This window comes from Pseudomonas linyingensis (assembly GCF_900109175.1).
GTDB lineage: Bacteria > Pseudomonadota > Gammaproteobacteria > Pseudomonadales > Pseudomonadaceae > Geopseudomonas > Geopseudomonas linyingensis.
This window is the reverse complement of record NZ_FNZE01000015.1, coordinates 48,765-66,391: the sequence shown is the minus strand read 5'-3', so window position 1 is coordinate 66,391 and position 17,627 is coordinate 48,765. Positions and strand designations below refer to the sequence as shown.

Here is a 17,627-nt window from a genome sequence, read left to right as displayed (position 1 = left end):
TGCGCCGCGCGGCGCCCGGCCACGCTCAGCCGCGCAGTCCACCCTCGTGCTCCCAGGCGCAGCGCATGCGCAGCACGCCCTCGCCCGGATGATGGAAACCCTGCTCGCTTTCCCAGCGGAAGGTGTGGAAGCCGCGTAGCTCGGTATCCAGGTGCACCACCGCACTCGACCAGTACAGACGCCCGAGCAGGGCCTCGAACTGCTGTAGCCAGGCCGCCCACTCGTACTCCACCGCACGATAGCTGGCGCCGAAGTGGATCACCTGGGTCTGGTACAGACCGTCGCCCTCGAAGCGGCAGAAGGAGAACATCTGCCGGCTGAGCAGCGACAACGCACCCAGCTCCGGCAACTCGTCGAGCACCTGCCGGTTGTGCAGCCGGCGGCTGCGGCGCGCCAGCGGATCGCCATCCGGACAGTCGCGGATGCATCCGTAAACGATGGATTCGGGGTCCACACGGACACTCCTGAAAGGACAGGCCCGCCTTCTACCATAGCAACCGGCAGCGGGAAAGGAACTGGCGCAAGACTCGCTGGCCAGCCGCGCAGAGGCAGTAATGAAAAGGGGCAGCCCGCAGGCTGCCCCTTTTGTATTGCAAGGTCGGATGACCGTGTTGCTTAGTGCGCTACGGCACCGGTAGCACCCAGACCAGTCTGCGAACGCACGAACTGCGGGAAGAACCGCTCGCGCTCGTCGCTGGCCATCTTGGACTTGTCGGTGATCGAGAAGAACCAGATGCCGACGAAGGCCACGGCTACCGAGAACAGCGCCGGGTAGGAGTACGGGAAGATCGCCTGGGCATTGCCCAGCACCTGGACCCATACGGTCGGGCTGAGGATGGTCAGCAGCAGTGCAGTGAACAGACCCAGAGCACCACCGAACAGCGCGCCGCGAGTGGTCAGGTTCTTCCAGTACATGGAGAGGAACAGGACCGGGAAGTTGCAGCTGGCGGCGATGGAGAAGGCCAGACCCACCATGAAGGCGATGTTCTGCTTCTCGAAGGCGATGCCGAGCAGGATCGCGACCACACCCAGGGTCAGGGTAGTGATCTTGGTCACGCGCATCTCGTCCTCTTCCTTGGCCTTGCCCTTCTTGATCACGCAGGCGTACAGGTCGTGGGACACGGCCGAGGCGCCCGCCAGGGTCAGACCGGCTACCACCGCCAGGATGGTGGCAAAGGCCACGGCGGAGATGAAGCCCAGGAACAGGTTGCCGCCGACAGCGTTGGCCAGGTGGATGGCCACCATGTTGGTGCCGCCAATGATGGCGCCAGTGGCGTCCTTGTACTCGGGGTTGGTGCTGACCAGCAGGATCGCACCGAAGCCGATGATGAAGGTCAGGATGTAGAAGTAGCCGATGAAGCCGGTCGCGTAGAACACGCTCTTGCGGGCTTCCTTGGCATCCGACACGGTGAAGAAGCGCATCAGGATGTGCGGCAGGCCAGCGGTACCGAACATCAGCGCCAGACCCAGGGAGATCGCCGAGACCGGATCGGTCACCAGACCGCCCGGGCTCATGATGGCTTCGCCCTTGTCGTGGATCTTCACGGCTTCGGAGAACAGGGTACCGAAGTCGAAGTTCACGCCCTTCATCACCATCAACGCCATGAAGGTGGCGCCGGAGAGCAGCAGGACGGCCTTGATGATCTGCACCCAGGTGGTGGCCAACATGCCGCCAAACAGCACGTAGCAGACCATCAGCACGCCGACCAGGATCACCGCGACGTAGTAGTCGAGGCCGAACAGCAGCTGGATCAGCTTGCCGGCACCGACCATCTGGGCGATCAGGTAGAAGGCCACCACGGTCAGCGAACCCAGGGCCGACAGGATGCGGATCTGGGTCTGGCCGAGACGGTAGGAGGCCACGTCGGAGAAGGTGAACTTGCCCAGGTTGCGCAGACGTTCAGCCATCAGGAACAGGATCAGCGGCCAGCCGACCAGGAAGCCGATCGAGTAGATCAGGCCGTCGTAGCCGGAGGTGAACACCAGCGCGGAAATACCCAGGAAGGACGCTGCGGACATGTAGTCGCCGGCGATCGCCAGGCCGTTCTGGAAGCCGGTGATGCTACCGCCGGCGGTGTAATAGTCGGCGGTGGAAGTATTGCGCTTGGCCGCCCACTTGGTGATGCCCATCGTGAAGATGATGAACATCACGAACATCCCGATGGCGGTCCAGTTGGTCGCCTGCTTTTGGACTTCGCCGGTCAGGGCTTCGCCAGCCAGCAGCATCGGGGAGGCTGCCAGCAGAGTGGCTGCAGTCAGGAAACGAGCAATCATCACTGTTGGGCCTCGTTGAGAATTTCCTGGGTGATACGGTCGAACTCACCGTTGGCGCGATGCACGTAGACACCGGTCAGAGCGATAGCCAGAAAGATCAGGCCCAGGCCAGCCGGGATGCCCCAGGTAGTCACGGTATCCGGGCCCAGCGGAATGCCAAGCACCTTGGGGTCGAAGGCAATCACCAAGATGAAGGCGAAGTAGGCGGCCAGCATGATGATCGAAAGCACCCAGGCGAACCGGCCGCGTTTGGCGACCAACTCCTGGAAGCGTGGGTTGGCGTAGATCTGCCGGTACACATTGTCATTATTCATTGGATGGTCTCCACACGATCTGATGCCCCCCCTGTGGAGGACACTGCAATACTTTATGTCCGAGTGTTGCAAACACCAGACGACTTTAGTCGCGAGCCCGACGGCCGCAGGCCGGCGGAATAGAGCACCCGCCGCGTGGCAGAGGGGGTCTTGCAGGCGGCAGGCCGCAATAGCCGTGGCTTTGCGCAACTTGCACCATGATAGAGCACCGCTATACCGACCATCGAGCCGGACGATTTCCCCACCCGGCAGGACGGGTCCAGAATCCCTTACAAGAGATAAAAGTTCTCATCCTGACCCGTAGTGAGGTGTGCCATGCTCAAGACCCTGACCTTCACCGTCATGCACTTCTGCATCGCCTTCTCCGTCGCCTACGCGCTCACCGGCAGCCTGACCGTCGGCGGACTGGTGGCCACCGTGGAGCCGCTGTGCAATGCAGTGGGGTTCTTCTTCCACGAAAAGGCCTGGCAACGTCTGGAACATCGCGCTGGCGCACCGACCCCGCGCGCCGGGCTGATCTGGCAGCACCGGCACATCTGAGGCCAACCGCAGCCCCGCCAGCCTCCACCGCCGCGGCACACCCTGCGCGCCTCTGGCGCGCAGGGTGTGCTCTCTTTAATATCCGCGGCCTCGTCCCTTGATCTGCGCTGACATGCCTCTCCTGCCCCGTGCCACCCTGACCTATTGCTGTGCCCTGCTGTGCTCCCTGCTCGTCCTTGTCGGACTGTGGTATGGCATCGGCCGCGAACAGCCGCTGCCCGACCCGCAGCCCCGCAGCGGCAAGCTGCAATGCGCGTCCTACAGTCCTTTCGACCATGATCAGTCGCCCTTCGACAAGCCCCTGGGAATCCGCCGGGAGCGTCTCGAGGCGGACGTCGCCCTGCTCGCCGAGCGCTTCGACTGCCTGCGCACCTATTCGGTGACCGGTCTCGAGGCCCTGCCCGACATCGCCCGCAAACACGGCATCACCCTGATGATCGGCGCCTGGGTCAGCCGCGAGGCCAAGGCCACGCGCAAGGAAATCGAGCTGCTGGTGAAGACCGCCAACGCCCACCCGGACGTGGTCACTGCGGTGATCGTCGGCAACGAGGCGCTGCTGCGCCGGGAAATCAGCGCGAAGCGCCTGAGCGCGCTGATCGAGGAAGTGAAAGGACGGGTCGAGCAGCCGGTGACCTACGCCGACGTCTGGGAGTTCTGGCTGCGCCACCCGGAAATGGCGCCGGCGGTGGATTTCATCACCATCCACCTGCTGCCCTACTGGGAGGACGACCCCACCGGCATCGACGCCGCCCTCGCCCAGGTCGAGCGGGTCCATGAGAAGTTCGAACGGCTGTACGCGCCCAAGCCGATCTTCGTCGGCGAGACCGGCTGGCCGAGCGAAGGGCGTCAGCGCGAGGACGCCCTGCCCAGCCGGGTCAACGAGGCGCGCTTCATGCGCGGCTTCATCGCCATGGCCGAACAGGGCGGCTGGCAGTACAACCTGATCGAGGCCTTCGACCAACCGTGGAAGCGCATCAGCGAGGGCACGGTCGGTGGCTACTGGGGGCTGTTCGACGCCTTTCGCGGTGACAAGGGTGTGCTCGCCGGGCCGGTCTCCAACCTGCCGGACTGGCCGCGCTGGCTGGGCCTCAGCGGCGTACTGCTGATCGCCGGCCTGCTGCTGGGTGGCGCCCCGCGCGAGCGCCGGGCCGCCTGGCAACTGCCGCTGGCCAGCGCTATCGCCGCCGCCGCCATCGCCCTGTGGACCCAGCAGCTGACCCTCGACAGCCGCCATGCCGGCGAATGGCTGTGGCACGGCGCCCTGCTCGCGCTCAACCTGCTGGTCGCGGCGCGCACCCTGCTGTGCATCAACCCGCCACTGGGCGGCTGGCGCGCACGGCTCGGCAGCTGGCTGGAGGCGCGTGCCGGCTGGTGGCTGCTGGCCGCCGGCCTGGCCGCGGCCTGGCTGATGCTGGGCCTGGTCTTCGAACCGCGCTATCGCAGCTTCCCGAGCGCCGCCCTGCTGCTGCCGGCGCTGGCCTACCTGTGCTGGCCGGCCCCCGGCCCGCGCGACGAACTGGGTCTGCTGGCGGTACTGCTCGGCATCGGCCTGCCGGTGATGCTCTGGCAGGAAACCCTGCTCAATATCCAGGCTCTCGGCTGGGGACTGGTCAGCCTGCTCCTGCTGCTGGCCCTGTGGCGCTGTCGCCGCCCCGCTCCTGCCGTTGGCCTGGCGCACCGACAGCAGGGCACGTGAAGCGCGCGAGGTGCCGCCCCAGCGCTCAGCCCGTGCAGGATTTGTTGCCTAACGGCTGGCCGACTCCCTAAGCTGATCGGCCAAGCCCTGCCCGCGACGGGGCGCAGGCCACGACCCGCAGAGGCCTCTCGCCAAGGATTGTTCATGACGCCCCAACGCCCTGCGCTGTTCCCGGTTCTACTGGCCGGTGCACTGGTCCTACTGACCGTGCATACCCTCGGCCGCTTCATCTACACGCCCCTGCTGCCGTGGCTGGTCGAGGATGGCCTGCTCACGCTCAGGCAGGGGGCCGACATCGCCAGCTGGAACTACCTCGGCTACCTGCTCGGCGCCTTGCTGGCGATCCGCTGGCACCGCATCGCCCAGATTCGCCGCTGCCTGCCCTGGGGGCTGGTGCTGCATGCGCTGACCACCCTGCTGCAGACCCAGGCCAGCGACCCCGATCTGCTCGCCGCCCTGCGCCTGCTCAACGGCATCAGCAACGGCCTGGTGTTCGTCCAGGCCCCGGCGCTGATCCTCGAATGGCTGGTACGCCACAACCGTGCCAGCGCCAGCGGCCTGGTCTACCTCGGCGTCGGCGCCGGCCTGCTGCTGTCCAGCGCCATGGTCGGCCTCAGTGCCGACTGGCTGCAGGGCGCCGCACGCTGGTGGCCGGCGGCCCTGCTCAGCCTGCCGCTGGCTTGGTGGGGCTGGCACCGGCTGGCGCGCCTGGACACTGCCGAACAGGCCGCCCCACCCGGCGAGGGCAGCCCCAGCGGGCAACTGCTGGACCGCCGCACCACGCCGCTGTTTCTCGCCTACACCGGCGCGGGTATGGGCTACATCCTGCCGATGACCTTCCTGCCGACACTGGCGCGACTGCAGGTTGCGCCGGACAGCTTCCTGATCAACGGCAGCTGGCTGGTAGTGGCGCTGGCCACCCTGATCGCACCCTGGCTGTGGAGTCGCCTGGGCGGCCAGCTCGGCGACAAGCATGCCCTGCAGATCAACTACCTGATCCAGCTGGCCGGCGTACTGGCGGCCCTGCTGCTGCCGGGCGCCACGGGCATCCTGCTCTGCGCCCTGCTGGTCGGCAGCACCTTCCTCGGCACCGTACTGCTGACCCAGCGCCTCGGCCGCAGCCTGCAACCGCATCAGGGACCGCGCATCTCGGCGGCGATGATCGCCCTGTACAGCGTCGCCCAGCTGGCTGCGCCCTGGCTGACCGGCCAGTGGCTGGGCATGGGTGGCAGTCTGCACAGCGCCTTCTGGCTCGGCGCGGGTGCGCTGGCCTGGGGATTCGGGTGGATGTTCGCGGTGCCGGGACCGGGGGCGGATGAGGCGCGCCGCTGAATGAAGGCAGGCCGCGCCTGGATATGGCACGGCGCAGCCTAGGGGTACGTGCGATCAACACGACCAAGCCCCGATCACTCAGGGCTTTGCATGCGAGGGAGACAAAGGCTTCAGCGGGGCGCCGACACCCCCTGCTGCAGCCGCGGCCAAGAGTCTTCGATCAGCTTGCCCACCTCCGCCTTCGGCGCCACATAGCCGAACATGCCGGCGGACAGCTTGGCGGCATGGAAATGCTCGTCAGCGGCCTCCAGCACCTGGCGCGCCTTGGTGTTCGGCGTCTGGTAGTAGGTAGCCCGGGCGATCTGGGCGGAGACCTCTGGACGCAGCATGTAACTGATGAAGGCCTTGGCCCCCTCGACATTCTGCGCCGCGGCCGGAATCGCCAGGATGTCGACAAACACCAGACTGCCCTCCTCGGGCTCGATCAACTTCACCGGCCGGCCTTCCGCTTCTGCCGCCAGCGCATCCCCCGTCCAGGCCATGCTCACGCAGTTCTTGCCGGCGCTCAGATCGTCGATGTAGTCACTGCTGCTGACATAGCGGTAATGCGGGCGCAGTTCGCCCAGATATTCCAACGAGCGCGAGGCGTAGTTCTCGCCAATATGATTCAGACTGCGCCCCCGATAGTTCACCAGCAGGCTGACCACATCGTTGGCGGAGTCCAGCACGGTGACACCGCAGGACGACAGCCGCTTGACCAGTTCCTTGTCGAACACCAGCCCCCAGGTCCTGGGCACCGGACCACCCAGCGCCGCCTCGGCCAGCGGCACGTTCACCGCCAGGCCGATGCTGCCCCACAGGTAGGGCACGCCATACTCGCGGGCCGGGTCATGACCGGCCAGGCGCGTCATGATCAGCGGCTCGAGGACCTCGAAGCCGGGCAGGCTCGCCGCCGCATAGGGGCGCAGCAGCCCCTCCTCGATCAGCTTGCCGAAATTGTCGGTGGAAGGCACCACCACATCGAGCGACTCTCCTTTTTTCAGCAGGTCGTAGACCTCCTGGTCGTTGTCGTAGGTCTGGTAGTTGACCTCGATACCCGTTTCCCGGGTGAAGGCCTCCAGCACCGCGGGATCGATATAGTCGTTCCAGTTGGCGACGTTCAGGGACTGGGCTTGGGCTGCAGCAACCGAGAGCGCCAGCAACGGCGCAGCGATCCATTTTTTCACGATGAGGAGTCCATTCGTCGATGGAGGAAATGATTGTTGCCTGACTTGCGTGGCAGCCTGAGTGCGGAGATGGATGGCCGTCGGGCAAACCGCGCAGATCATAAGACCTATTAGCGCAAAAACCAGCAGCCGTCGCGTGGTTATCACTTTTACCGAACAGGGTCGCATCCGGCCACTCGAATGCCCGCAATTCGCCGGTTTCAGGCGGGGGGAGTACAGAGGAAGGACAAGCAGCCAAGGGGTAGCGGGACTGACGTATCCCAGAAACGCGAAAGCCCCGCAATGCGGGGCTTTCAACGTCAATATGGCGGGGAGATAGGGATTCGAACCCTAGGTACTCTTGCGAATACAACGGATTTCGAATCCGTCCCGTTCGACCACTCCGGCATCTCCCCCAAGTCGGCGCGAATAATACCAGCTCAAATCCGTTTGGCGAAGCCCCTTGCGAGAATTTTTTCACGCAGGATCAGTTGCTTGCGCGCCGCAGCAGTGCTCAGCAGGTCAGCCGGGTCAGCGCTTCGCGGTACTTGTCCGCGGTCTTCTGCGCCACCTCGGCTGGCACCGCCGGCGCCGGCGGCTCCTTGTTCCAGCCGGTGGACTCCAGCCAGTCACGCACGAACTGCTTGTCGAAGCTCGGCGGATTGGTGCCTTCGGCGTAGCTGTCGGCCGGCCAGAAGCGGCTGGAGTCCGGAGTCAGCGCCTCGTCCATCAGGGTCAGGGTGCCATCCTCGTCCAGACCGAACTCGAACTTGGTGTCGGCGATGATGATGCCGCGGGTGGCGGCGTACTCGACCGCGGCGCTGTACAGGGCGATGGCGGTGTCGCGCACCTTGGCGGCCAGCTCGGCACCGATGATCGCCTCGCACTGTGCAAAGGAGATGTTCTCGTCATGGTCGCCGACGGCGGCCTTGGTCGAGGGGGTGAAGATCGGCTGCGGCAGCTTGGCCGCCTCCTTCAGCCCGGCCGGCAGGGCGATGCCGCAGACGGTACCGCTCTTCTGATATTCCTTCCAGCCCGAACCGACCAGATAGCCGCGCACGATGGCCTCGACGGCGACCGGCTTGAGGCGCTTGGCCACCACCGCACGGCCCTCCACCAGCGGCAGCTCGGCGGCCGGCACCACGTCCTCGACCTTGTCGCCGGTGAAGTGGTTGGGCACCAGGTCCTTGAGCTTGTCGAACCAGAAGTTGGAGATGGCGGTGAGGATCTTGCCCTTCTCCGGGATCGGCTCGTCGAGGATGACGTCGAAGGCCGACAGACGATCGGTGGCCACCATCAGCATGCGCTTGTCGTCGATTTCGTAGAGGTCGCGAACCTTGCCCGAGTAGATCTTCTTCAGGCTCAGGGTGGTGGGTGTGCTCATATCGGCATTTCCGTCTCTGGCAAACAAAACAGGCGAAACCCTGGGGGTTTCGCCTATCGTGGGTAGCGGCTGGGGGCTGCGGCCCGATTCAGCCGAGATGTTCCTGGATCAACTCCAGCACGCGGCGCGCCACATCGCTCGGCGCCACGCTCTCGAGGCTTTTCTCGACCGACACCTGGACGCTGTCGCCCACGGTGGTCAGGCGGACCTGGTAACGCTCGGCACTCGCCTCATCCTCTGCGGCATCATCGCTGCCCAGCAGACGCGCGAAGAAACCCGGCTCCTCGTCGGGCTTTTCCGCCCCTTCGGCGAGGTTGATGTAGTAGAGACCGAGACTGCGGTTCATGTCGTCGACCCGCACATCGCCATCCTGCAGCGCGCGGCCCACCGCCGACCAGGCCCGATCGAAATCGCTGGCCAGGCTGAGCAGCGGATTGCCGCTGCCGTCGGTGGTCAGGCTGACGCGATCCGGCGCATCGTAGCTGCGGTCGGCCAGCAGCGACACGCTGCCGCCCTGCTCCGCGTCATCGCCGCGCAGGGCGGCAGCGCTCAGCGCCTGCGGACGCGGCACCTCGAACTTGCCCTCGGCAGTGGATGTCGACACGGCGGCCGGCACCGGCAGCAAGGGCTCGAGGCGACGCACCTGGACATCCGGCGGCAGCTGCATCGGAGCCGTTTCGCGGGCGGTCAGGTAGTCGCTGCCACGGTCTCGAAAGTAGCCATTATCGCCCCAGATCCAGCCGCAGCCGCTGCTGGCAGCGATGATCAGGGCAAGCGCGGAAAGTCCGGCCAGTTGCTTCATGCATGTTCTCCGTCGATCAGGCCAGCACACCGGCCTGGCGCATGGCCTGACGCAGCGGCTCCTGGCAGTCCTGGCTGAGCCAGGTCAGGGGCAGGCGGATGCCTTCGGGAATCAGACCCATCTCGTGCAGGGCCCACTTCACCGGAATGGGGTTGGCTTCGCAGAACAGTTGCTTGTGCAGCGGCATCAGGCGCTCGTTGATCGCGCGACCGGTGGCGGCATCGCCACGCATGGCGGCGGCGCACAGCTCGCTCATCGCACGCGGAGCGACGTTGGCGGTCACCGAAATGTTGCCTTGGGCGCCCATCAGCATCAGCTCGACCGCGGTGGCGTCGTCGCCGGAGTAGACCAGGAAGCCGGAGGCGACCTTGTCCAGCACTTCCTTGCCACGCTGCAGGTCGCCGGTGGCTTCCTTGACGCCGATGATGTTCGCCACCGTGGACAGGCGGGCAATGGTGTCGGCCAGCATGTCGCAGGCGGTACGCCCCGGCACGTTGTAGAGGATCTGCGGAATGGCCACCGACTCGGCGATCTTGCGGTGGTGCAGGTACAGGCCTTCCTGGGTCGGCTTGTTGTAGTACGGGGTGACCAGCAGGCAGGCATCGACGCCGGCCTGCTTGGCGGCGGCGGTCAGTTCGATGGCCTCGCGGGTGGAGTTGGCCCCGGTACCGGCGATCACCGGAATGCGTCCGGCGACCTGCTTGACCACGTGGCGGATCACCGCGACGTGTTCGTCGACGTCCAGCGTGGCGGACTCACCCGTGGTGCCGACCGCGACGATGGCGTTGGTGCCTTCCTGGAGGTGAAAATCGACCAGCTGGGTCAGGCTATCCCAATCCAGACGGCCTTCTGCATCCATGGGCGTGACCAGTGCCACCATGCTGCCCGTAATCATGCAACCACTCCTGCCGCTATATAGATAAAGGCGTAATGGTACTGATGCCACCAGCCTTGCACAAGCTGGCGGCAGGCTGCCAGGCATTCCCCTTGCCGGCGCTTTTCGCTACCCTTCCCGGCTCTGCCGGCGCGTGCTCTGCCGCCATCTCTTTGCACCAGGAATTCTGCATGTCGACCCCCCAACCCCGTGAACAGTTTCTCGTGATCAGCGCCCTGGGAGCCTCGCCCATGGAGCTCACCAGCGTGCTCTGTCGCGCCAGCCAGGAAAGCCGCTGCAACGTGATCAGCAGCCGCCTGACCCGGCATGGCGAGTACAGCGCCCTGGTGCTGCAGGTTGCCGGCAGCTGGGACGCGCTGGCGCGCCTGGAAGCCAGCCTGGCGCCGCTGGCCAAGCGCCACAAGTTCAGCATCAACATGACCCGCAGCGCCGCCGCCGTCGAGCGCGCCAACGCCCTGCCCTACGTGGCCTACATCAGCGCCGCCTATCGGCCGGACATCATCGGCGAGCTGTGTCAGTTCTTTACCGATCATCATGTCGAACTGGAAAACCTCACCTGCGACACCTATCAGGCGCCGCAGACCGGCACCCTGCTGCTCAACGCCACCATCACCGTGACCCTGCCGCCGGGCACGCAGATCAGCTGGCTGCGCGACCAGTTCCTCGACTTCGCCGACGCCCTCAACCTCGACGCCCTGATCGAACCCTGGCGCCCGCAGAATCCGTAATCCCCATTCCCCCCAGGAGTTCCGCATGCCGGTAGCCATCGATTCGCCCGTCGCCGATTTCCAGATCCAGGCCACCAGCGGCCAGCAGGTGGTGCTCAGCGCGCTCAAGGGCCAGCAGGTGGTGCTGTATTTCTATCCGAAAGACAGCACCCCGGGCTGCACCACCGAAGGCCAGAACTTCCGTGACCTGCACAACGAGTTCGCCGCCGCCAACACCCTGGTGTTCGGCGTGTCGCGCGACAGCCTGAAGTCCCACGAGAACTTCAAGGGCAAGCAGGAGTTCCCCTTCGAACTGCTGTCCGACGCCGACGAGCAACTGTGCCAGCTGTTCGAGGTGATCAAGCCGAAGAAGCTGTACGGCAAGGAGTACCTCGGCATCGAGCGCAGCACCTTCCTGATCGACAAGGACGGCGTGTTGCGCCAGGAGTGGCGCGGCGTCAAGGTGCCGGGCCATGTCGACGCCGTGCTGACGGCCGCCCGCACCCTCAACGCCGGCTGAAGCCTTGCTGACCGGCCGGCAGCCCTGCCGGCCGGTATTGCTTCAGGCCTTGCGCAGCCAGTAGCGAAAGCAGCCCGCCTCCTCCTCTTCATGCAGCAGCGCGTGCCCGGCCAGACGGGCGAAGGCGCGAAAGTCGCGCTGGGAGCCGGCATCGGTGGCAATCACCTTGAGCACCGCGCCACTGGGCAGGCGGTTGAGCTCCAGCTTGGCCTTGAGCAACGGCAACGGACAATTCAAGCCACTGGCATCCAGCTCGGCGTCGTGGGCCGGCACCGGCCCGGTAATCTCGGTCATGATCTCTCCCCGCAAATGCCGCGCAGCATAGCCAAGCCGGCGCATCGCTGGCCAGCCGGGCCTGGCTGCGGCTAGAGTAGCTACTTTGCCGTACCGAGTCCGAGCGATGAAGATGCTGCGCCCCACCCTGCTGACGCTGACCTGTCTGCTGACCACTCCGGCCTTCGCCAGCGACCTGCCCGCACTTGGCGATGCCAGCTCCTCGATCGTCTCGCCCGACCAGGAGCACCAGCTCGGCAGGGCCTGGCTCAACGTGCTGCGCGGCCAGGTGAAGAGCCTGCCCGACCCGCTGCTCAAGGACTTCGTCGAAAGCAGCGTCTACCGCCTGGCGGAAACCAGCCAGTTGCAGGACCGCCGCCTGGTCTTCGTCCTGCTCGACAGCCCGCAGCTCAACGCCTTCGCCGCCCCCGGCGGGGTCATCGGCGTCAACGGCGGCCTGTTCCTGCACGCACAGACCGAGGGCGAATACGCCTCGGTGCTCACCCACGAACTGGCGCACCTGTCGCAACGCCACTTTGCCCGCGGCCTCGAGGAACAGAAGCGCATGCAGGTGCCGCTGATGGCCGCCATGCTCGCCGGCGTGGTCGCCGCCGCCGCTGGTGCCGGCGATGCCGGGATCGCCGCCATCGCCTCGACCCAGGCCGCAGCCATCCAGGCGCAGCGGCGCTTCTCGCGGCAGAACGAACAGGAAGCCGACCGCATCGGCATCCTCAACCTGCAGCAGGCGGGCTACGACCCACGCGCGATGCCGAGCATGTTCGAGCGTCTGATGCGTCAATATCGCTATACCCGCGTGCCGCCGGAGTTCCTCCTGACCCACCCGCTCAGCGAGTCGCGGGTGGCCGACACCCGCAACCGCGCCGAACAGTTTGCCGGCAGCGGCAGCCAGGATTCCCTGCGCTACCAGCTGATGCGCGCCCGTGTGCAGCTGACCTACGAAAGCTCGCCGGGACTGGCCGCCCAGCGCTTCCGCGCACTGCTCGACGAGAACCCCGAACTGGATGCCGCACGCTATGGCCTCGCCCTGGCGCAGATCAAGAGCGGGCAACTCAAGGAAGCCGGCAGCAACCTGCAGCCCTTGCTGGCCAAGGCGCCCAACGATATAGTCTACAATCTCGCCCAGGTCGAGCTGGACATCACCGGCAACCGTCTGGATGCCGCCAGCCAACGCCTGCAGCGCCTGCTCGGCCTGTATCCGGCCAGCTATCCGACCCGCCAGGCCCTGAGCGAACTGCTGCTCAAGCAGAACCGCCCGGCCGAGGCCGAACAGCAGCTCGACCGCCTGCTCAAGGAGCGCCCCAGCGATGCCGAACTGTGGTTCCAACAGGCGGAAACCCGCGGCCTGTCCGGCAACATCATCGGCCTGCATCAGGCCCGCGCCGAATATTTCGCTTTGGTCGGCGACTACGACCAGGCGCTCGAGCAGCTGGACTTCGCCCGTCGCCGCGCCAACGGCAACTTCCAGCTGGCGGCACGCATCGATGCGCGCCACAGCGAGCTGGCGGACGAGAAACGGATGATCGACAAGCTGCTGCGCTGAGCGGCATGCGAAAACGCAGAGGCCCGGCAATTGCCGGGCCTCTTGCCATCTGCGCGACCGATCAGGCGTTGCCGGTCACCTTGAGCCGTGCCGCCTGGGTGAAGTCGAGCATGCGCTTGAGCGGCTTGACCGCCTTGGGAATCAGCACCGGATCGACATGGATCTCGTTGCTGCCCTCACGCAGGCACTGGAGCGTGCGCTCCAGGGTGTTCATCGCCATCCACGGGCAGTGCGCACAGCTGCGGCAGGTCGCGCCCTGGCCGGCGGTCGGCGCCTCGATGAACGACTTACCGGGGCACAGCTGCTGCATCTTCCAGAGGATGCCGCGGTCGGTGGCGACGATGAAGATCTGGTTGGGCAGGGTCTGCGCCGCCTTGATCAGCTGGCTGGTGGAGCCCACCGCGTCGGCCAGAGCGATCACCGACTCCGGCGATTCCGGGTGCACCAGCACCGCCGCCTCCGGATACAGCTCCTTGAGGTCGTGCAGCTGCTTGGCCTTGAACTCCTCGTGGACGATGCACGAACCCTCCCAGAGCAGCATGTCGGCGCCGGTTTCGCGCTGGATATACCCCCCCAGGTAGCGATCCGGCGCCCAAAGGATCTTCTCGCCGTTGTCCATCAGGCTCTCGACGATCTCCACCGCGCAGCTGGAGGTCACCACCCAGTCGGCGCGCGCCTTCACCGCCGCCGAAGTATTGGCGTAGACCACCACGGTGCGCTCGGGATGCTGGTCGCAGAAGGCCGAGAACTCCTCGACCGGACAACCTAGGTCCAGCGAGCAGGTCGCTTCGAGGGTCGGCATCAGGATGCGCTTTTCGGGGTTGAGGATCTTGGCCGTCTCGCCCATGAAGCGCACGCCGGCGACCACGATGGTCGAGGCCGGACTCTGGCTGCCGAAGCGGGCCATCTCCAGCGAGTCGGACACGCAACCACCGGTTTCCTCGGCCAGCGCCTGGAGGATCGGATCGGTGTAGTAGTGGGCAACCAGCACGGCGTCACGGGCCTTGAGCTCGGCAGCGATGGCCTGACGGTAGTCGGCGATCTCCAGCTCGGTGAGCGGGCGCGGCTGCTTGGCGTCCAGATGGGCCTGGACCAGGAGTTGTTCGGAAATCTGCGTCATGTTTGCTGCACCTGAAGGTTAGGGTGCGGGAAACGGAGTATAAACCCGATCCAGAGCACCAGACGGGATAACTAGCAGGGAAGAAACGCGGGGAACTGCGAGGAGGGAAAAATGGTGGGGCGTGTGGGATTCGAACCTACGACCAATTGGTTAAAAGCCAACTGCTCTACCACTGAGCTAACGCCCCAACTTGGTGTGTATATTACTGATTTCTAACGGAAATACAACACCCCAAGGCAAATAATTTCAAACATAGCGGGTCGGATCGGCAACCCCGGCGGCGCGGAAGCCTTCAGCACGCAGACGGCAGCTGTCGCAGCGGCCACAGGCGCGGCCGTCGGCATCGGCCTGATAGCAGGAGACCGTCAGGGCGAAATCCACGCCGCGGGTCAGCCCCGCCTCGATGATCTGCGCCTTGGACAGGTACTGCAGCGGCGCCCGGATGCGAAAGCCCTCGCCCTCCACGCCGGCCTTGGTGGCCAGATTGGCCAGGCGCTCGAAGGCAGTGATGAACTCCGGCCGACAGTCCGGATAGCCCGAGTAGTCCACCGCATTGACGCCGATGAAGATATCGCGGGCGCCCAGCACCTCAGCCCAGCCCAGCGCCAGCGAGAGGAACAGGGTGTTGCGCGCCGGCACATAGGTCACCGGGATGCCCTCGCCCGGCTCTTCCGGCACGGCGATGCTGTCGTCGGTCAGCGCCGAGCCGCCGATACCGTTGAGGTCGATGCCGACCACCTTGTGCTCGACCGCCCCCAGCTGGCGCGCTACCCGCTCGGCCGCCTGCAGCTCGGCGCGGTGACGTTGACCGTAGTCGAAGCTCATGGTGTAGCAGGCATAGCCCTCGGCAAGGGCCATGGCCAGCACGGTGGCGGAGTCGAGGCCGCCGGAGAGCAGGATTACTGCTTTCTTGTCAGTCATGTCGATGCTCCTCGCGATCAGTGGCCGGGCTCGTCGTTCCACAGGTACTTGTGCAGCTGCAGCTGCAGGCGTACCGGCAGGTTGTCGGCGATGATCCACTCGGCCAGGCTGCGTGCCTCCAGCTCGTGGTGGCTGGGCGACATCAGCAGCTCGCCGGCACGCTGGTCGAGGCGGTACTCGATGATCTTGGAGACTGCCCAGTCGTAGTCCTCACGCGAACAGATGACGAACTTGACCTGATCGTTGCCGGTCAGCTCGGCCATGTTCTCATAGCGATTGCGGCCCACCTCCGCCGATCCCGGGGTTTTCAGGTCGACCACCCGGCTGACCCGGGTATCCACCGGCGCGATATCCAGGGCGCCACTGGTCTCCAGCGACACCTGGTAGCCGGCGTCGCACAGCGCCTCGAGCAGCGGAATGCAGTTCGGCTGCGCCAGCGGCTCACCGCCGGTCACGCAGACGTAGCGCGGCTTGTAGCTGGCGACCTGGGCGAGGATCTGTTCGAGGGTCATGACCTCGCCACCACTGAACGCGTAGGCGGTATCGCAGTACTGACAGCGCAGGGGACAGCCGGTCAGGCGCACGAACACGGTCGGCAGGCCGACGGTACGTGTTTCCCCCTGCAGCGAATGGAAGATTTCGGTGATGCGCAGAGTCTGGTTCATAAGCCCCGGGCGTGATGGCGAAACAGGCCATCCGCCTCCGTTGCAGGAAGTGGAAAAAGGAGTGCGAGTTTAACGAAAAAACCCGCGCCGGGCGCGGGTTTCCTCGGTACAGCAGGCGGCGCTCAGGGCAGCCGGGCGAGATCGCGCTGGGCCAACTGGGCCGCCGAAGTGCCAGGATACTGGGCAATCACCTGCTGCAGGATGCCGCGCGCCTTGTCGGGGTTACCGAGGCGCTGCTCGACATCGGCGAGCTTGTACAGCGAGTCGGCCACCTTCTGGTGGTTCGGGTAACCCTGGCTGACCTGGGCAAAGGCACGCCCGGCGCCCTGCAGATCGCCCTGGGCGAGCTTCACTTCACCCAGCCAGTACTGCGCGTTGCCGGCGTACTGACTGGTCGGATACTTGCGCAGGAATGCGCTGAAGGCCTGATCGGCCTTGGCAAAATCCTTCGCCTTGATCAGGTCGAAGGCGGCATCGTAGAACAGTTTTTCCTTGGCCGGATCACCCGGGGCGCCATTGGCTGGCGCAGCCGGCGCGACAGGCGCTGCGGCCTGGGAGCCGTTTGCCGCCGGGACAACAGGAGCCGGTGCCGGCGCCTGGCCCACGGAGGACAGACGGCCGTCGAGATCCTGGTAACGCTCGAGGCTTTCCTGCTTGAGACGCTGGATTTCGTACTGCTGCTCTTCCAGGGTACCGCGCAGGCGGGCAACCTCTTCCTGCAGCTGTTGCAGCTGCAGGAAGAGCTCACCTTGGGCCGAGGTAGGAGCGGGGGTTACCGCCCCACCGGCATAAGCAGCTCCCGTGGCTCCATAGCCGGACGGCGGATAACCGTTGCCACCCTCGATGACGGGCACCTGGGCCCAGGTCGCGAAGGGTGCGGCCAAAGCCAGCAGGAACAGGAGACGGGAGTGCTTGCGCATGGCTTGTTACTTCTTCAGTTCGACGCGACGGTTCTGCGCCCAGCTCTCTTCGCTGGTGCCCATGGCCATCGGACGCTCTTCACCGTAGGACACCAGCTCCAGCTGGGCCGGGGACACGCCCTGCAGCACCAGGTAGCGCTGAACGGCCTTGGCGCGACGCTCGCCCAGAGCCATGTTGTACTCGCGGGTGCCGCGCTCGTCAGCGTGGCCTTCCAGGACGACGCGAGCGCCGTTGGACTGCAGGTCGCGAGCGTGAACGTCCAGAGCGCGCATGGCTTCCGGCTTCAGGTCGGAGCTGTCGTACTCGAAGAAGAAGGTGGTGATGGCGCGCAGGGCCGCCTCTTCACCGTTCAGGCTGCCATCGACGGCACCGGTGTTGGCACCGTAGCCAGCGTTCGGATCGACTGCACCTTCGCCAGCAGCATCACCGCCCTTGGAGGAGCAACCTACGGCAACTGCCATAGCCAGAGCCAGCGCAGCAAATTTGCCGATTTTCAGCATTTCCATCTTTTAAAACCCCAGTGTGTGTTCAAAACAACATGTTCAAAACAACGTATT

The 17,627-nt window shown here is 65.5% G+C and carries 19 protein-coding genes and 2 tRNA genes; 6 read left to right on the top strand and 15 right to left on the bottom strand.

Translation table 11 applies throughout. The features are described 5' to 3' along the window. Positions 1 to 25 precede the first annotated feature (25 nt). The 3 genes from BMZ19_RS17090 to BMZ19_RS17080 form a co-directional block, all read right to left on the bottom strand. Positions 26 to 454, bottom strand: a complete 429-nt coding sequence (locus tag BMZ19_RS17090) for a hypothetical protein (protein ID WP_090312790.1) — start codon at positions 452 to 454, stop codon at positions 26 to 28. 161 nt (positions 455 to 615) lie between these two features. After that, complete coding sequence (locus tag BMZ19_RS17085; RefSeq protein ID WP_090312789.1) at positions 616 to 2,274, bottom strand: cation acetate symporter; 1,659 nt, start codon at positions 2,272 to 2,274, stop codon at positions 616 to 618. Further along, positions 2,274 to 2,588 (bottom strand): DUF485 domain-containing protein, encoded by a 315-nt coding sequence (locus BMZ19_RS17080; RefSeq protein ID WP_090312788.1) that lies wholly within the window; start codon positions 2,586 to 2,588, stop codon positions 2,274 to 2,276. Before BMZ19_RS17080 ends, BMZ19_RS17085 begins: the two co-directional genes overlap by 1 nt. Positions 2,589 to 2,903: 315 nt before the next feature. Here BMZ19_RS17080 and BMZ19_RS17075 point away from each other — a divergent pair, with 315 nt between their 5' ends. From BMZ19_RS17075 to BMZ19_RS17065, 3 genes are all read left to right on the top strand, one after another. After that, positions 2,904 to 3,128: a DUF2061 domain-containing protein gene (locus BMZ19_RS17075; RefSeq protein WP_090312787.1), complete on the top strand. Its 225-nt coding sequence runs from the start codon at positions 2,904 to 2,906 to the stop codon at positions 3,126 to 3,128. 112 nt (positions 3,129 to 3,240) lie between these two features. After that, positions 3,241 to 4,824 carry a glycoside hydrolase family 17 protein gene (locus BMZ19_RS17070; RefSeq protein WP_090312786.1) on the top strand — a complete coding sequence of 528 codons (1,584 nt, stop codon included), beginning with the start codon at positions 3,241 to 3,243 and terminating at the stop codon, positions 4,822 to 4,824. A 144-nt stretch (positions 4,825 to 4,968) separates the two neighbouring features. Then, positions 4,969 to 6,156, top strand: a complete 1,188-nt coding sequence (locus BMZ19_RS17065; RefSeq protein WP_090312785.1) for a YbfB/YjiJ family MFS transporter — start codon at positions 4,969 to 4,971, stop codon at positions 6,154 to 6,156. 110 nt (positions 6,157 to 6,266) lie between these two features. On the opposite strand, the gene BMZ19_RS17060 is transcribed toward BMZ19_RS17065, so the two are convergent. From BMZ19_RS17060 to dapA, 5 genes are all read right to left on the bottom strand, one after another. Continuing rightward, positions 6,267 to 7,322, bottom strand: coding sequence for an extracellular solute-binding protein (locus tag BMZ19_RS17060; protein WP_170847798.1), 1,056 nt, complete (start codon positions 7,320 to 7,322; stop codon positions 6,267 to 6,269). A gap of 305 nt (positions 7,323 to 7,627) precedes the next feature. Beyond that, positions 7,628 to 7,717, bottom strand: a tRNA-Ser gene (locus BMZ19_RS17055). Between the two features lie 98 nt (positions 7,718 to 7,815). After that, positions 7,816 to 8,685: a phosphoribosylaminoimidazolesuccinocarboxamide synthase gene (locus BMZ19_RS17050; protein WP_090312783.1), complete on the bottom strand. Its 870-nt coding sequence runs from the start codon at positions 8,683 to 8,685 to the stop codon at positions 7,816 to 7,818. A gap of 88 nt (positions 8,686 to 8,773) precedes the next feature. Then, positions 8,774 to 9,487 carry an outer membrane protein assembly factor BamC gene (bamC, locus tag BMZ19_RS17045; protein WP_090312782.1) on the bottom strand — a complete coding sequence of 238 codons (714 nt, stop codon included), beginning with the start codon at positions 9,485 to 9,487 and terminating at the stop codon, positions 8,774 to 8,776. A gap of 16 nt (positions 9,488 to 9,503) precedes the next feature. Further along, positions 9,504 to 10,382 carry a 4-hydroxy-tetrahydrodipicolinate synthase gene (dapA, locus tag BMZ19_RS17040; RefSeq protein ID WP_090312781.1) on the bottom strand — a complete coding sequence of 293 codons (879 nt, stop codon included), beginning with the start codon at positions 10,380 to 10,382 and terminating at the stop codon, positions 9,504 to 9,506. A gap of 170 nt (positions 10,383 to 10,552) precedes the next feature. Here dapA and BMZ19_RS17035 point away from each other — a divergent pair, with 170 nt between their 5' ends. Both BMZ19_RS17035 and BMZ19_RS17030 read left to right on the top strand, forming a co-directional pair. Further along, a complete protein-coding gene (locus BMZ19_RS17035) occupies positions 10,553 to 11,110 on the top strand; it encodes a glycine cleavage system transcriptional repressor (protein ID WP_090312780.1) in 558 nt (185 codons plus the stop codon). Positions 11,111 to 11,135: 25 nt separating this feature from the next. Further along, positions 11,136 to 11,609: a peroxiredoxin gene (locus BMZ19_RS17030; RefSeq protein WP_090312779.1), complete on the top strand. Its 474-nt coding sequence runs from the start codon at positions 11,136 to 11,138 to the stop codon at positions 11,607 to 11,609. A 42-nt stretch (positions 11,610 to 11,651) separates the two neighbouring features. On the opposite strand, the gene BMZ19_RS17025 is transcribed toward BMZ19_RS17030, so the two are convergent. After that, complete coding sequence (locus BMZ19_RS17025; protein ID WP_090312778.1) at positions 11,652 to 11,903, bottom strand: sulfurtransferase TusA family protein; 252 nt, start codon at positions 11,901 to 11,903, stop codon at positions 11,652 to 11,654. Between the two features lie 106 nt (positions 11,904 to 12,009). Here BMZ19_RS17025 and BMZ19_RS17020 point away from each other — a divergent pair, with 106 nt between their 5' ends. Beyond that, positions 12,010 to 13,443, top strand: coding sequence for a M48 family metalloprotease (locus BMZ19_RS17020; RefSeq protein WP_090312777.1), 1,434 nt, complete (start codon positions 12,010 to 12,012; stop codon positions 13,441 to 13,443). Between the two features lie 61 nt (positions 13,444 to 13,504). On the opposite strand, the gene nadA is transcribed toward BMZ19_RS17020, so the two are convergent. The 6 genes from nadA to pal form a co-directional block, all read right to left on the bottom strand. Then, positions 13,505 to 14,563: a quinolinate synthase NadA gene (nadA, locus tag BMZ19_RS17015; RefSeq protein WP_090312776.1), complete on the bottom strand. Its 1,059-nt coding sequence runs from the start codon at positions 14,561 to 14,563 to the stop codon at positions 13,505 to 13,507. 112 nt (positions 14,564 to 14,675) lie between these two features. Then, positions 14,676 to 14,750, bottom strand: a tRNA-Lys gene (locus BMZ19_RS17010). Positions 14,751 to 14,809: 59 nt separating this feature from the next. Further along, positions 14,810 to 15,490 (bottom strand): 7-cyano-7-deazaguanine synthase QueC, encoded by a 681-nt coding sequence (gene queC / locus BMZ19_RS17005; protein ID WP_280142178.1) that lies wholly within the window; start codon positions 15,488 to 15,490, stop codon positions 14,810 to 14,812. An 11-nt stretch (positions 15,491 to 15,501) separates the two neighbouring features. After that, positions 15,502 to 16,149, bottom strand: coding sequence for a 7-carboxy-7-deazaguanine synthase QueE (queE, locus tag BMZ19_RS17000; RefSeq protein WP_090312774.1), 648 nt, complete (start codon positions 16,147 to 16,149; stop codon positions 15,502 to 15,504). Between the two features lie 122 nt (positions 16,150 to 16,271). Continuing rightward, the gene (gene ybgF / locus BMZ19_RS16995; RefSeq protein ID WP_090312773.1) at positions 16,272 to 17,069 is read right to left on the bottom strand and encodes a tol-pal system protein YbgF; all 798 of its coding nucleotides are present in this window, start codon (positions 17,067 to 17,069) and stop codon (positions 16,272 to 16,274) included. Between the two features lie 6 nt (positions 17,070 to 17,075). Continuing rightward, positions 17,076 to 17,576, bottom strand: coding sequence for a peptidoglycan-associated lipoprotein Pal (pal, locus tag BMZ19_RS16990; protein WP_090312772.1), 501 nt, complete (start codon positions 17,574 to 17,576; stop codon positions 17,076 to 17,078). Positions 17,577 to 17,627 lie beyond the last annotated feature (51 nt).